Raw genomic sequence first — 13,830 nt, forward strand, 5'->3', positions numbered from 1 at the left:
CAGCTCCGGCAGACGTCAGAGCACCAGCGACAGAAGGAAGGTGTGCCAGCCCGTGACCGCCGACAACGTGCTCCCGAGCGTGCTCGTGCCGAACATGCCGGAGACTCCGGACTCCCTGCGGCCCTACGCCGAGCTGGTCCGCGACACCGGCGTGCGCCGCCTGTGGACAGGGCAGTCGCTCAAGGTGGAGGCCCACCAGGCGTTCGCCCACCTCGCCGGCGCCGGGATACGCGTCCCGGTCGGCCTCAGCGTGACCCTGATGCCGCTGCGCCATCCCTACGAGGCCGCCCTTCAGGCCCGCTCACTGGCCCTGATGACCGGCCTGCCGGTGGTGGCCGGCTACGGCGTCGGCTCAGCGGCGTTCGTCCGCAGCCTCAACGGACGCCCCTATCCCAGCCCGCGCACGATGGCCGCGGACTACCTGCGCACGGTCCGGGCCCTGCTCGACGGGGAGATCGTCGACCACGCGGGCGACTACCACGCGCTGCGGGGCCGGCTGATCCCCATGGAGCACCCGCACGTGGAGGTCGGCGTGGGCGTGCTGCGCCCCAACATGGCGCGGACCGCCGGCGGCGTCGCCGATGTCGCCATCACCTGGATGACCCCGCCCGGATACGTCGCCGAGAACCTGCTGCCCGCCCTGGAGGAAGGGGCCAAGGACAGGGACAGGGACACCCGCTGCCGCGTCGCGACCGTCGTCCATGTCGCGGTGGAGCGCGACGGACGCAACCCGCACGTGCTCGCTCACACGGCCGCCTCCGGGCACCTCGCCATGGAGCACTACACGGACATGCTGCGCCGGGCCGGTGTGCCCGCCGATCCGGCCGACCCGGTGGCCGGTGCCGCCGCCCTGGTGGACAGCGGCACGTACCTGTACGGCTCGGCCGACCACATCGCCGCCGGGCTGGAGGAGTACCGGAACGCCGGCGTGGACGAGGTGATCCTCAACTGCGCCGGAGTGCTGTTCACCGAGGGGCAGGCAGCGGCGTTCCGGGACGCCCGGGAGATCATCGAGGCGGTCGGGCGGCGGAACAGTGGCTGAGCCGTCCACCCCTTCGCCGGCAGCGCCCGCTGGGCCGGTGGCGCCGGAACAGCCCTTGGAAACGGAGCCCGTCACCGTACGCGAGTACGGAACCCGCTATCTGCGGATCACCGTGCGCTACCACGGGGACACGGGATTCAGCTGGCTGCGCGCCCCCGGACCGGCCCACACCGCTCCGCAGCGCCTTCCTCCGGCGGTGGTCGGCGCGACGCTGCGCCGCGTCGACACGGCCGTCGGTAAGGCCGCGGCCGGCGCCCGCACCGCCGCCGACGCCCAGCGCGGTGCCCGGCTCGCCCTGGGCGAACCGGCCGCCGGCTCCGCGCAGGACGGTGCGACACGACCGGGCCCGCATCCCGGCGTGCTCTACCGCGTGCCGGGCGCCGTCTCGGTGGCACGGCTGCTGCCCTCCGGCGACGACACCGCCGTCCGGCTCTCGGTCGGCGCGCTGGCGGATCTGGGCAGGACCCTGCGACGGCTGCACCAGGAGCCGTGGGACCTCCCGCAGCGGCCACCCCACCACGGTGTGCGACGGCTGCTGGCCTGGCTCTCCGGAGAGGAGAACGCTCCCGGGGCGGACCGACTGCGCGCACTGGCCCGTACCCGGCTCGGCCCCTCGCTGTGGGCGCGGCTGACGGACTGGGCCGAGGCCGCGGACGAGCCACCCGGAGGCGGCGCGGTCCTGCTGCACGGCGCGCCCAGCACAGGCTGGCTGGTCCCCTCCCCTGCCGGTGGCCACACCGCCCTGCTCACCGGAGAGGAGGTCACCGGGGGCGATCCGGCCCTCGATCTCGGCTGGATCCTCGGCGAGTTGCACGAACTGCGTGCCGCCGCCGCACGTGGCCTCGGCTCCGCCGGGAAGGGCCCGCAGGTCGACTACCCGGCCGCGGCCCACGCCCTGCTCTCCGGCTACACCGGCGGCGACGGCACCGCCGCCGTCCCGCCGGGCACCGCACGCGCGGCCACGCTTCGTCTGGCCGTCCACATGCGGGACTTCGCGTCGTTCGTCGGCTGGCACGAGGACCTGCGCCACTACTGCGACCTGCTGGCGGAAGCGCTCACCGAGGACGGCGCTCCCGCTCTTCAGTGGGCCACGTCCTCGGGGTTCTCCGAGGACCGCCCACAGGGACAGCGCCGGATCCACTCGACTCACCGGAAAGGACAGTGCACATGTCACGCGCGATGAGGTCTCTTGCGGGGGCTTCCCTTCTCTCCCTGGCTCTCGTGGCCTACGGCTCGTCAGCCGTCGCGGCCGAGGGTTGGTCCGTCTCCCATGGAACGGCCGACGCCTCGGGTACGACCCGGTCCGTGGAATCAGGAGGCTTGTTCGACAACGTCGCCGTCGAGGGCGAGCTCCGCAACACCGGCTCCGGGTGCTACACCCTCTGGATCCAGTGGACGGTGGACCTGACCGTGGGACCGCCGTTCAAGATGGGTACGCAGTGCGGTCCCGGTTCCGTGCCCGTCCGGTTCGAGAAGCCGGGCGGCCTGGGGACGACCTGGGTGAAGATCTGCCGCGACACCCAGCACACCGACTGCAGCCCCATCCAGTACCTGTGACGAGGCGCCAGCCCCTCCTCTCCGACCCGAGGAGGGGCTGGCTGTTCTCAGCTATCGGCTGTTGATCGGCTGCCGGCTGTTCTCAGCTGTCGGCGACGACCGTCGTCGTCACCGACACGGCGATGATCACCGCCAGCGCCTCTTCCGCCGCCCGCACGACTTGGCGCACCGCCGTCGCGGACCACTGGCCGTGTGAGACCGACTCCATGGCCGCCCGGACCTCGCGCGCGCCGGCGTCCGGGAAGGCCAGCCGGTGCAGTTTCGCCCCGTGCAGCAGGGCCACCAGGGACGCCGTACGCTCGTCCGGCGCCGCGCCCCGCAGGACGACCGCGTCGAGCCGCTGCCGTACCGCCGCCTCCACCGAGCCGTCCGCCTCCGGATAGAGGCGCACCGGGAAGATGCCGAAGACCTTCTTCTTCTCCTCCCGGACCAGCCCCTTCTCGATCAGGCCCCGCTTCGCCCAGGCCATCGCGTCCGTCTTCAGCCGGGTGATCCAGTCCTTGGTCGTGCCCGGCTTGTCCCGGCCGGCGATGTCGGCGAGTGCGCTGTCGAGGGCGGGGTCCCCCAGCGGCGTGGCGTCGGCGACGGTCACCTTGTCGTCGGTCACGTCGATCCGGCCGGCCAGCGCCAGCTCCACCAGCAAGGCGGCGGAGACGGCCGGGGCCACCTTCGCCGACTCCTTCGCCGCGCCGGACTCGTCGTCCAGCGAGAGGAGCAGGATCTGCTCGCCCAGGGTCGTGGGGGTTTCCGTGGGGGGTTGCATCGGTGTGTGCATGCCCACAGTCTCCATGATCGACTACTCGCCCGGCGGAGAGTGGCCGATAGCGGTCAGTGGTTGCGCGGGAAGCCCAGGTCCACGCCCGCCGGGGCGTCGGCCGGGTCCGGCCAGCGGGTGGTGACGACCTTGCCGCGGGTGTAGAAGTGCGTGCCGTCGTTGCCGTAGATGTGGTGGTCGCCGAAGAGCGAGTCCTTCCAGCCGCCGAAGGAGTGGTAGCCCACGGGGACCGGGATCGGGACGTTCACGCCGACCATGCCGGCCTCGACCTCCAGCTGGAAGCGGCGGGCCGCGCCGCCGTCCCGGGTGAAGATCGCGGTGCCGTTGCCGAACGGCGAGGCGTTGACGATGTCCAGGGCCTCCTCGTAGGTCTCCGTGCGCAGCACGCACAGGACCGGGCCGAAGATCTCGTCCTGGTAGGCCTTGGCGCTCGTCGGCACCTTGTCGAGCAGCGAGATGCCGATCCAGTGGCCGTTCTCGAAGCCGTCGACGGTGTAACCGGTGCCGTCGAGGACCACCTCGGCGCCCTCGGCCGCCGCGCCCTCGACGTAGGAGGCCACCTTGTCCCGGTGGACCTTGGTGATGAGCGGGCCCATCTCGGAGGCGGGGTCGTTCCCGGGGCCGATCTTGATCTTCTCGGCGCGCTCGCGGATCTTCTCCACCAGTTCGTCGCCGATCGCGCCGACCGCGACGACCGCCGAGATGGCCATGCAGCGTTCGCCGGCCGAACCGTAGGCGGCGGACACGGCGGCGTCGGCCGCCGCGTCGAGGTCGGCGTCCGGGAGGACCAGCATGTGGTTCTTGGCGCCGCCGAGCGCCTGGACGCGCTTGCCGTTCGCGGAGGCGGTTGAGTGGATGTAGCGGGCGATCGGGGTCGAGCCGACGAACGACACCGCCTTGACGTCCGGGTGCTCCAGCAGGCGGTCGACGGCCACCTTGTCGCCGTGGACGACGTTGAAGACGCCGTCCGGCAGGCCGGCCTCGGCGAGAAGCTCGGCGAGCCTGATCGACGCCGACGGGTCCTTCTCGGACGGCTTCAGCACGAACGTGTTGCCGCACGCGATGGCGAGAGGGAACATCCACATCGGCACCATCGCCGGGAAGTTGAACGGCGTGATGCCGGCGACGACACCGAGCGGCTGGCGGATCGAGGACACGTCCACGCGGCTCGCCACCTGCGTGGACAGCTCGCCCTTCAACTGCACGCTGATGCCGCAGGCCAGGTCGACGATCTCCAGGCCGCGCGCCACCTCGCCGAGCGCGTCGGAGTGCACCTTGCCGTGCTCGGCGGTGATCAGCTCGGCGATCTCGTCGCGGTGCGCGTCGAGCAGCGCCCGGAACCTGAAGAGGATCGAGGTCCGCTGGGCCAGCGAGGACTGGCCCCAGGTGGCGAAGGCCTCCTTGGCTGCGGCGACCGCCGCGTCCACCTCCTCGACCGAGGCGAACGCGACCTTCGTCGTCACCTCGCCGGTCGCCGGATCGGTCACCGGCCCGTGCGTGCCCGAGGCGCCTTCGACGGTCTTGCCGCCGATCCAGTGGTTGACGATCTTCGTCATGACAGGGTCACTCCAGTCACATCTTTCACAGAGGGCGGCGTCGGGTGGAGACGTGCCGTTCGTACAGCTCACGTGCCTTGACCGCGGACGGCCGTGTCGCGGTCTCGGCCACGGGTACATCCCACCAGGCCTGCGCGGGAGGCGCGCCCGACACTGTGTCTGCCGTTTGGGTCTCCACGTAGACACATGTGGGAGTGTCGGCGGCCCGGGCCTCGGCGAGGGCCTCCCGCAGGTCCCGTACGGACTTCGCGCGCAGGACGCGCATGCCGAGGCTGGCCGCGTTGGCGGCGAGGTCCACCGGCAGCGGCGGGCCCGTGTACGTGCCGTCCTCGGACGGGAAGCGGTAGGCGGTGCCGAACCGCTCGCCGCCGACCGACTCGGACAGCCCGCCGATGGACGCGTAGCCGTGGTTCTGGATGATCAGGACCTTGATCGCGACGCCCTCCTGCACGGCCGTCACGATCTCCGTCGGCATCATCAGGTACGTGCCGTCGCCGACCAGTGCCCACACGGGCCGGTCGGGGGCGGCCAGCTTCACGCCGATGGCGGCCGGGATCTCGTAGCCCATGCAGGAGTATCCGTACTCCAGGTGGTATTGGTCGCGGGAGCGTGTCCGCCACAGTTTGTGCAGGTCGCCGGGGAGGGAACCGGCCGCGTTGATCAGGATGTCCGACTCGTCGACGAGCGCGTCCAGGACGCCGAGGACCTGCGGCTGGGTCGGGCGGGTGTCCGGCTCGTCCACCTCGTAGCAGGCGTCGACGCGCTGTTCCCAGCGCTCCTTGTCCTCGGTGTACTCGGTGGCGTACGACGCGGCGACCCGGTGTTCGTGCATCTCCAGTCGCTCGGTCAGCTCCTCCAGGCCGGTGCGGGCGTCCGCGATCAGGGGGTGCCCGGCGAGCTTGTGGCCGTCGAAGGGGGCGACGTTGAGATTGAGGAACCGGACGTCCGGGTTCGAGAAGAGCGTGCCGGAAGCGGTGGTGAAGTCGGTGTAGCGGGTGCCGACGCCGATCACCAGGTCGGCGGTGCGGGCGAGTTCGTTCGCGGTGGCCGTGCCGGTGTGGCCGATGCCGCCGACGTCCTGGGGGTGGTCGTGGCGCAGGGAGCCCTTGCCGGCCTGGGTGGAGGCGACCGGGATGCCGGTGGTCCCGGCGAACTCGGCGAGCGCCTCCTCGGCGCGGCTGTGGTGGACGCCGCCGCCGGCGACGACCAGGGGCCGTGTCGCCGCGCGGATGATCCGTACCGCCTCGGCCAGTTCCGCCGGGTCGGCACCGGGACGCCGTACGGTCCAGACGCGCTCGGCGAAGAACTCCTCGGGCCAGTCGTACGCCTCGGCCTGCACGTCCTGGGGCAGCGCGAGGGTGACGGCGCCGGTCTCGACCGGGTCGGTGAGCACGCGCATCGCGTTCAGCGCCGAGGGGATCAGGGCCTCCGGCCGGGTGATCCGGTCGAAGTACCTCGACACCGGGCGCAGACAGTCGTTGACCGACACGTCGCCCGCGTACGGCACTTCGAGCTGCTGGAGGACCGGGTCGGCGGGGCGGGTGGCGAAGATGTCGCCGGGCAGGAGCAGCACCGGCAGGTGGTTGATGGTCGCCAGGGCGGCGCCGGTGACGAGGTTGGTGGCGCCCGGGCCGATGGAGGTCGTGACCGCGTGCGTGGAGAGGCGGCCCGACTGCCGCGCGTAACCGACCGCCGCGTGCACCATGGCCTGTTCGTTGCGGCCCTGGTGGTACGGCATCGCGTCGGTGTGCTCCAGGAGCGCCTGGCCGATGCCGGCGACGTTGCCGTGGCCGAAGATGCCCCAGGTGGCGCCGATGAGCCGCTGCCGTACGCCGTCGCGTTCGGTGTACTGGGCGGACAGGAAGCGTACGAGCGCCTGCGCGACCGTCAGCCTCGTCGTCGAGGTCATCGGTTTCCCTCCCTATGGATGGTGACGGGTACGCAGCGGCCGCCGCGGACGTTCACTACCGGGGGTGAACATGCTGCACAGCAGTTCCCGACGAGGCCGCGTACGCCTCGCGTCGGGGACCTCCGGCGCGGGGCCGTAGCGGGCGGGGAGTTGTCGCTCGCACTTCGCTCCTGCCAAAGCAAAGCGGCCTCCCGCGCCGGAGGCGATCTGGGCCCGGGCGTCGCGGGGCGCGCACGCGAAGTCGGTGACCGACGCGAACACGCTCTTTCTGCCCGAGAGATGGAACTCTTCGTCTTCGACGCGCACGGTGCACGCGCCCGTCAGGGGCAGCACGATCCATTCGCTGTCCCCGGTGGTGAAGGTGTGGGTGCCGCCCGGTGGGAGCTCCACGATCCGCGGGCTGCCGTGCGTCCAGCCGGCCCGCTCGGGGTCGATGTCCAGGACGTGGTTCACGTCGGTCGTGGTGCCCTTGAGGACGTACGGCTCACTGGTCATGAAGCGGCCCTCACAGCAGTCCTACGGCGGTGTCCACGGCGGCGGCCACGTCGCCGTCCGCCGGGTACAGCAGCGAGCGGCCGACCACCAGCCCGCGCACGGTGGGCAGTTGGAGGGCGCCACGCCACTTCTCGTACGCCCCGTCCTGGTCATCGCCCACCTCACCGCCCAGCAGTACGGCGGGCAGCGTGGAGGCGGCCATGACCTCGGCCATGTCGTCGGGGTTGTCGGTGACCGGCACCTTCAGCCAGGTGTAGGCCGAACTGCCGCCCAGGCCCGAGGCGATGGCGATGGACCGGGTGACGGCCTCGGCGGACAGGTCGTTGCGCAGCCGGCCCGTCTCGTCGCGGCGGGAGATGAACGGCTCGACGAAGACGGGGAGCCGGCGGGCGGCCATGTCGTCGATGGCGCGGGCGGTGGACTCCAGGGTGGTGAGGGAGCCCGGGTCGTCGTAGTCGATGCGCAGGAGCAGTTTGCCCGCGTCGAAGCCGAGGCGCTCGATGTCCTCGGGACGGTGGCCGGTGAAGCGGTCGTCGAGTTCGAAGCGCGCGCCCTGCAGGCCGCCGCGGTTCATCGAGCCCAGGACGACCTTGCCGTCGAGGGCGCCGAGCAGGAGCAGGTCGTCGAGGATGTCGGCGGTGGCGAGGACGCCGTCCACGCCCGGGCGGGCCAGGGCCAGGCAGAGGCGTTCGAGGAGGTCGGCGCGGTTGGCCATGGCCATGCTGCGGCCGCCGACACCGAGGGCGCCGCGGGCCGGGTGGTCGGCGGCGACGATCATCAGCCGGCCGTTGTCGTTCAGCAGGGGCCGGCGGGGGCGGCGGGCGGCGGCCTCGGCGATGGCCTCCGGGCGGTGGCTGCGGAGGTGGACGAGTGCGGAGACGTCGACGGTCACTTGACGGCCCCCGCGGTGACGGCCGCCTCGATCTCGTCCGGGGTGGGCATCGCGGAGGAGCACTCCAGGCGGGAGGCGACGATGGCGCCGGCGGCGTTGGCGTGCCGCATGGTCTTCTCCAGGTCCCAGCCGGCCAGCAGGCCGTGGACGAGGCAGCCGCCGAAGGCGTCGCCCGCGCCGAGGCCGTTGAGGACGTTCACGGGCAGCGGCGGGACCTCGGCGGTGACGCCTTCGCGGTCGACGGCGAGGACGCCCTTGGGGCCCTGCTTGACGACGGCCAGCTCGACACCGGCGTCCAGGAGGGCCCGGGCGGCGGCGTGGGGCTCGCGCACGCCCGTGGCGACCTCCACCTCGTCGAGGTTGCCGACGGCGACGGTGGTGTGGCGCAGGGCCTCCTGGTAGAAGGGGCGGGCCGCGCCGGGGTCGTTCCAGAACATCGGGCGCCAGTCGAGGTCGAAGACCGTCGTGCCGGACTTGGCGCGGTGGGCGAGGGCCGCGAGGGTCGCCGTACGGCTCGGTTCCTCGCTCAGGCCCGTGCCCGTGCCCCAGAAGACGCGGGCGTCACGGATGGCGTCCAGGTCGAGTTCGTGGGCGTCGATCTCCAGGTCGGGGGCCTTGGGCTGCCGGTAGAAGTACAGCGGGAAGTCGTCCGGCGGGAAGACCTCGCAGAAGGTGACCGGGGTGGGCAGGCCTGGGACCGGGGTGACCCAGCGGTCGTCCACGCCGAACCCCCTCAGGGCCTCGTGCAGGTAGGTGCCGAAGGGGTCGTCGCCGGTGCGGGTGATCACCGCGGTCCGCCGTCCCAGGCGGGCCGCGGCGACCGCGACGTTCGTGGCCGAGCCGCCGAGGAACTTGCCGAAGGACGTGACCTGCGGCAGCGGGACGCCCGTCTGGAGCGGATACAGATCCACTCCGATGCGCCCCATGGTGATCAGGTCGTACGCCATCGGCTTCCCCTCGGTGTCGGCTCTCCCCGGCTTTGTAGTCCCCTTCCCGAAGCCCTGTCAATGTTTTGTCCGGACATTCGGACCAGATCATGACAGCGCTTTCCGCGTGTTCTGTGTCCGAGTACGCTCTGCCGCGTCGAGGCGTCCCGCCGAAAACTCCGGCGTGCACCTTTGCCCCGGGTGCGTCACAAACGCCCCCTCCCTGTCACATGTGTCCTGCGTAAGCGGATCTTCCGTCACAGGCCCTGCCCTGTGTCACGGAGTGTCGTTGACCGGACACAGGCTTCTTGATCACCAGCGCAGCGCCCGGCTCCCCCGGACGGCCGTCCCCGGTCGCCGCCGTGGTGCGCGCGGGGAGGTGCACGTCATGACCGACCGAAGGCTCTGGTCCTACAAGGAGATCGCGGCACACATCCGGGTGCAGCCGGACACCGTGCGGTCCTACCGCAAACACGGCCTGCTGCCCCCGCCCGACCGCGTCGAGAGCGGCAAGTCCTACTGGTACGCCGACACGGTCCGGGCCTGGGTGGCCGCCAGGCCCGGCAACCGCACCCGAAGAGCCGACTGACCTTCCCGGCCCGGCCTCGTGACCCACCGCCGCATGGGGCACGGGTGTCCCCGCGGGAGGTCAGCGCCACGGCTCGATGACCGTCGCGCCCGCCGGTGGCGCCGTCCCCATCGCCGCCAGCGCGGGCGGGGCCTCGTCCAGCGGGATCGTGGACGTCACCAGCAGGTCCGGGCGCAGAACGCCGCCGCGCACCAGCTCCAGCATCGGCGGGTAGCTGTGCGCGGCCATGCCGTGACTGCCGAGGAGTTCGAGCTCCAGGGCGATCGCGCGGGCCATCGGCACGGGTGTGGTGCCGGTCGGCGAGGGCAGCAGGCCGACCTGGACGTGCCGGCCGCGGCGGCGCAGGCCGTTCACGGAGGCGGCGCAGGTGGCGGGGGAACCGAGAGCGTCGAGGGAGAGATGGGCGCCGCCGCCGGTGAGGTCACGGACCGCTGCCGCGGGGTCCGGCACGGCCGACGCGTCCAGGCACTGCGCCGCCCCGAACTTCCGCGCCAGGTCCAGCGCCCGGGCCGACACGTCGACGGCCACGACCCGCGCGCCCGACGCCGCCGCGATCATCACCGCGGAGAGGCCGACCCCGCCGCAACCGTGCACCGCCACCCACTCCCCCGCCGCGACCCGGCCCTGCCGCACCACCGCCCGGTACGCCGTGGCGAACCGGCAGCCGAGGGAGGCCGCCGTCGCGAACGACAGCTCCCCGGGGAGCGCCACGAGGTTGACGTCGGCGTGGTCCAGGGCCACGTACTGCGCGAAGGAGCCCCAGTGCGAGAAGCCGGGCTGGGTCTGCCGCTCGCACACCTGGTGGTCGCCCGCCGCGCACGACGGGCAGGTGCCGCAGGCGCAGATGAACGGCACGGTGACCCGGTCGCCGGGCCGCCAGCGGGCCACCCGGTCGCCCACCGCCTCGACGACCCCGGCGAGTTCGTGCCCCGGCACGTGCGGCAGCGTTATGTCCGGGTCGTGGCCCTGCCAGCCGTGCCAGTCGCTGCGGCACAGCCCCGTGGCCTCGACCCGCACGACGACCCCGTGCTCCGCGGGCTCCGGATCAGCGACGTCCCGCACCTCGGCCGGCTCCCCGTACCGCTCGAACACCACGGCCCGCATGATCCCCCCGGCTTCCGTCCGTCAGCACCTCGGGGAAACGCTAGCCCGTGCCGCACCGGCATCGTGAAGGCCATACCCCCTAGGGGTACAGTGGGTATGCGGACCCCACAGGTCCCCACTGCCCCACATGGCTCGACGAGGAGTAACGACATGACCGCCCAGACCGACACCACGGGCCCCGTCACCACCGTCTACAAGGTGAGCGGCATGAGCTGCGGACACTGCGAGGGCGCCGTCTCCGGCGAGATCTCCCAGATCTCCGGCGTCAGTTCGGTGACGGCCGTGGCCAAGACCGGCGAGGTCACGGTCGTCTCGGCCACGCCGCTCGACGACGAGGCCGTGCGCGCCGCCGTCGACGAGGCCGGTTTCGAGCTGGCCGGGAAGGCCTGAGCCGGTTCCGAGAGCCCGAGACGCACAGGCCTGAGTGAGACATCCCGGTCCTGGCACTCGTACCGACGTACGGGCCGTACGCCGCCGCCCCCGGCCCGTACGGCCCGTCCCGCTTCCCGGGCGCCCCGCACCACCTGGAGTACGGACATGACCAGCACCACCGCCAAGGCGCCGACGGACCGCGAGCCGGCGCTCGCCGAGGTCGAGCTGCTCATCGGCGGGATGACCTGCGCCTCCTGCGCGGCCCGCGTGGAGAAGAAGCTCAACCGCATGGACGGCGTCACCGCCACGGTGAACTACGCGACGGAGAAGGCCCGGGTCACCTACCCCGCGGGCATCGAGGTCGCCGACCTGATCGCGACCGTGGTGAAGACCGGGTACACCGCCGAGGAGCCCGCACCCGCGCGCGAGGAGCCGGACGCCGAAGGGTCGCCCGCCGCCGAGGAGGACCCCGAGCTGTCGGCCCTCCGCCGGCGCCTCGCCGTCTCCGCCGCCCTCGCCGTGCCCGTCGTCCTGCTGGCGATGGTCCCTGCGCTCCAGTTCGACAACTGGCAGTGGCTCTCGCTCACCCTCGCCGCCCCGGTCGTCGTCTGGGGCGGGCTGCCGTTCCACCGGGCGGCCTGGACGAACGCCCGGCACGGCTCCGCCACCATGGACACGCTGGTCTCCCTCGGCACGCTGGCCGCGTTCGGCTGGTCCCTGTGGGCCCTGTTCCTCGGCGACGCGGGCATGCCCGGCATGCGGCACCCCTTCGAGTTCACGGTCTCGCGCGGCGACGGCGCCTCCTCGATCTACCTGGAGGTCGCCTCGGGCGTCACGGCCTTCATCCTGCTGGGCCGCTACCTGGAGGCCCGCTCCAAGCGCCGTGCCGGGGCCGCCCTGCGCGCGCTCATGGAACTGGGCGCGAAGGACGTGGCCGTGCTGCGGGACGGGCGCGAGGTGCGGATCCCGGCCCAGCGGCTGGCCGTCGGCGACCGGTTCGTCGTACGGCCCGGCGAGAAGATCGCCACCGACGGCACCGTCGTCGAGGGCACCTCCACGGTGGACGCCTCGATGCTGACCGGCGAGTCGGTGCCCGTGGACGTGACGGCAGGGGACGCGGTCACCGGCGCGACGGTCAACGCGGGCGGCCGGCTCGTCGTCGAGGCCACCCGCATCGGCGCCGACACCCGGCTCGCGCGGATGGCGAAGCTGGTGGAGGACGCGCAGAACGGCAAGGCCGAGGTGCAGCGGCTCGCCGACCGGATCTCCGGGATCTTCGTGCCGGTGGTCCTGCTGATCGCCGCCGCCACGGCCGGGGCGTGGCTCGGGCTGACCGGCGACGGCGTCGCCGCGTTCACCGCAGCCGTCGCGGTCCTGATCATCGCCTGTCCGTGCGCGCTGGGCCTGGCCACGCCGACCGCGCTGATGGTCGGCACGGGACGCGGCGCCCAGCTCGGCATCCTCATCAAGGGCCCGGAGGTCCTGGAGTCCACGCGCCGGATCGACACGGTCGTCCTGGACAAGACCGGCACGGTCACCACGGGCCGGATGACCCTCCAGGAGGTCCACGTCGCCGAGGGCGCGGACGAGAAGGAGGTGCTGCGGCTCGCGGGCGCCGTCGAGCACGCCTCCGAGCACCCCGTGGCCCGTGCGATCGCGCTGGGCGCCGAGGAGCGGGCCGGACGGCTCCCGGACGTCGAGAGCTTCGAGAACGTCCCCGGGCGGGGCGTACGGGGGCGCGTGGAGGGTCGTGAGGTCGCCGTGGGGCGGCTCTTCGACGACGTACCGCCGGAGCTGGTCCGCGCGCGGGACGAGGCCGAGCGGGCGGGCCGTACGGCCGTCCTGGCCGGCTGGGACGGGAGGGCGCGGGCCGTGCTGGCCGTGGCCGACGCGGTCAAGGAGACCAGCGCCGAGGCGGTGCGCGAGCTGCGCGCGCTGGGGCTCACGCCGGTGCTGCTGACCGGGGACAACCGGGCGGTGGCCGAAGCGGTGGCCGAGACCGTCGGGATCGACCGGGTGATCGCGGAGGTCATGCCCGAGGACAAGGTCGACGCCGTACGGCGGCTGCAGACCGAGGGGCGGGTCGTCGCCATGGTGGGCGACGGCGTCAACGACGCGGCCGCGCTCGCCACCGCCGATCTGGGCCTGGCCCTGGGCACCGGCACGGACGCGGCGATCGAGGCGGGCGATCTGACTCTGGTGCGCGGCGACCTGCGGGTGGCCGCGGACGCGATCCGGCTGTCGCGCCGGACGCTGGCCACGATCAAGGGCAACCTCGTCTGGGCCTTCGGCTACAACGTGGCCGCGCTGCCGCTGGCCGCCGCGGGAGCGCTGAACCCGATGATCGCCGGAGCCGCGATGGCCTTCTCGTCGGTCTTCGTCGTCACGAACAGTCTCCGACTGCGGACATTCCGGTGAAGTCCCCTGAATTCGCCCTAAGTTCGCGGCGAACGTGATTTGAGCCCCTCTGGAGTCCCGAGCCCGGCTCACATAAGCTCTTCACAAGGCTCGCGCATCATCCTTACGCTTGGGCCCCGAGCGGCATATCCGGGCTCTTGCGTACCTTACGGACATACGCAAGAGACGCAGATCACAGTGATGTGAACGTAACCA

The 13,830-nt window shown here is 72.4% G+C and carries 12 protein-coding genes and 1 pseudogene; 6 read left to right on the plus strand and 7 right to left on the minus strand.

What is annotated here, in order from left to right; all coding sequences use genetic code 11:
* The first annotated feature begins 52 nt into the window (after positions 1-52).
* The 3 genes from PV963_RS16430 to PV963_RS16440 all read left to right on the plus strand — a co-directional run bounded on the left by PV963_RS16430 (position 53) and on the right by PV963_RS16440 (position 2,599).
* A complete protein-coding gene (locus PV963_RS16430) occupies positions 53-1,042 on the plus strand; it encodes an LLM class flavin-dependent oxidoreductase (RefSeq protein WP_274816483.1) in 990 nt (329 codons plus the stop codon).
* 55 nt (positions 1,043-1,097) lie between these two features.
* Positions 1,098-2,225, plus strand: coding sequence for a hypothetical protein (locus PV963_RS16435; RefSeq protein WP_274816484.1), 1,128 nt, complete (start codon positions 1,098-1,100; stop codon positions 2,223-2,225).
* Positions 2,226-2,362: 137 nt separating this feature from the next.
* Positions 2,363-2,599, plus strand: a complete 237-nt coding sequence (locus PV963_RS16440; RefSeq protein WP_274816485.1) for a hypothetical protein — start codon at positions 2,363-2,365, stop codon at positions 2,597-2,599.
* Between the two features lie 82 nt (positions 2,600-2,681).
* On the opposite strand, the gene PV963_RS16445 is transcribed toward PV963_RS16440, so the two are convergent.
* From PV963_RS16445 to iolC, 6 genes and pseudogenes are all read right to left on the minus strand, one after another.
* A complete protein-coding gene (locus PV963_RS16445; protein ID WP_274816486.1) occupies positions 2,682-3,374 on the minus strand; it encodes a GOLPH3/VPS74 family protein in 693 nt (230 codons plus the stop codon).
* Between the two features lie 53 nt (positions 3,375-3,427).
* Complete coding sequence (gene mmsA, locus PV963_RS16450; RefSeq protein ID WP_274816487.1) at positions 3,428-4,930, minus strand: CoA-acylating methylmalonate-semialdehyde dehydrogenase; 1,503 nt, start codon at positions 4,928-4,930, stop codon at positions 3,428-3,430.
* Between the two features lie 25 nt (positions 4,931-4,955).
* The gene (gene iolD, locus PV963_RS16455; RefSeq protein ID WP_274816488.1) at positions 4,956-6,839 is read right to left on the minus strand and encodes a 3D-(3,5/4)-trihydroxycyclohexane-1,2-dione acylhydrolase (decyclizing); all 1,884 of its coding nucleotides are present in this window, start codon (positions 6,837-6,839) and stop codon (positions 4,956-4,958) included.
* A 114-nt stretch (positions 6,840-6,953) separates the two neighbouring features.
* Positions 6,954-7,334 (minus strand): annotated as a pseudogene (locus tag PV963_RS16460) (5-deoxy-glucuronate isomerase); the annotation flags it as partial.
* Positions 7,335-7,344: 10 nt separating this feature from the next.
* Positions 7,345-8,226, minus strand: a complete 882-nt coding sequence (locus PV963_RS16465; protein WP_274816489.1) for a Cgl0159 family (beta/alpha)8-fold protein — start codon at positions 8,224-8,226, stop codon at positions 7,345-7,347.
* Complete coding sequence (gene iolC / locus PV963_RS16470) at positions 8,223-9,173, minus strand: 5-dehydro-2-deoxygluconokinase (RefSeq protein ID WP_274816490.1); 951 nt, start codon at positions 9,171-9,173, stop codon at positions 8,223-8,225. The genes PV963_RS16465 and iolC overlap by 4 nt, the downstream gene beginning before the upstream one ends.
* Positions 9,174-9,540: 367 nt before the next feature.
* Between iolC and PV963_RS16475 the strand changes: the two genes are divergently transcribed.
* On the plus strand, positions 9,541-9,741 hold the full coding sequence (locus tag PV963_RS16475; protein ID WP_274816491.1) for a helix-turn-helix transcriptional regulator: 201 nt from the start codon (positions 9,541-9,543) through the stop codon (positions 9,739-9,741).
* A 60-nt stretch (positions 9,742-9,801) separates the two neighbouring features.
* Here PV963_RS16475 and PV963_RS16480 read toward each other — a convergent pair whose 3' ends face one another.
* Positions 9,802-10,845, minus strand: a complete 1,044-nt coding sequence (locus PV963_RS16480; RefSeq protein WP_274816492.1) for a zinc-dependent alcohol dehydrogenase family protein — start codon at positions 10,843-10,845, stop codon at positions 9,802-9,804.
* 150 nt (positions 10,846-10,995) lie between these two features.
* On the opposite strand from PV963_RS16480, the gene PV963_RS16485 reads away from it, so the two are divergent.
* Complete coding sequence (locus PV963_RS16485) at positions 10,996-11,235, plus strand: heavy-metal-associated domain-containing protein (RefSeq protein WP_274816493.1); 240 nt, start codon at positions 10,996-10,998, stop codon at positions 11,233-11,235.
* 147 nt (positions 11,236-11,382) lie between these two features.
* The gene (locus PV963_RS16490) at positions 11,383-13,635 is read left to right on the plus strand and encodes a heavy metal translocating P-type ATPase (RefSeq protein WP_274816494.1); all 2,253 of its coding nucleotides are present in this window, start codon (positions 11,383-11,385) and stop codon (positions 13,633-13,635) included.
* Positions 13,636-13,830: the final 195 nt, after the last annotated feature.

The organism is Streptomyces coeruleorubidus, assembly GCF_028885415.1.
GTDB lineage: Bacteria > Actinomycetota > Actinomycetes > Streptomycetales > Streptomycetaceae > Streptomyces > Streptomyces coeruleorubidus_A.

Bases quoted from the DNA above. Each gene is read 5' to 3' on its own strand.
- iolC (WP_274816490.1), bottom strand. From the start codon at position 9,173: ATGGCGTACGACCTGATCACCATGGGGCGCATCGGAGTGGATCTGTAT.
- mmsA (WP_274816487.1), bottom strand. From the start codon at position 4,930: ATGACGAAGATCGTCAACCACTGGATCGGCGGCAAGACCGTCGAAGGC.
- PV963_RS16475 (WP_274816491.1), top strand. From the start codon at position 9,541: ATGACCGACCGAAGGCTCTGGTCCTACAAGGAGATCGCGGCACACATC.
- PV963_RS16480 (WP_274816492.1), bottom strand. From the start codon at position 10,845: ATGCGGGCCGTGGTGTTCGAGCGGTACGGGGAGCCGGCCGAGGTGCGG.
- PV963_RS16485 (WP_274816493.1), top strand. From the start codon at position 10,996: ATGACCGCCCAGACCGACACCACGGGCCCCGTCACCACCGTCTACAAG.
- PV963_RS16490 (WP_274816494.1), top strand. From the start codon at position 11,383: ATGACCAGCACCACCGCCAAGGCGCCGACGGACCGCGAGCCGGCGCTC.
- PV963_RS16445 (WP_274816486.1), bottom strand. From the start codon at position 3,374: ATGCACACACCGATGCAACCCCCCACGGAAACCCCCACGACCCTGGGC.
- iolD (WP_274816488.1), bottom strand. From the start codon at position 6,839: ATGACCTCGACGACGAGGCTGACGGTCGCGCAGGCGCTCGTACGCTTC.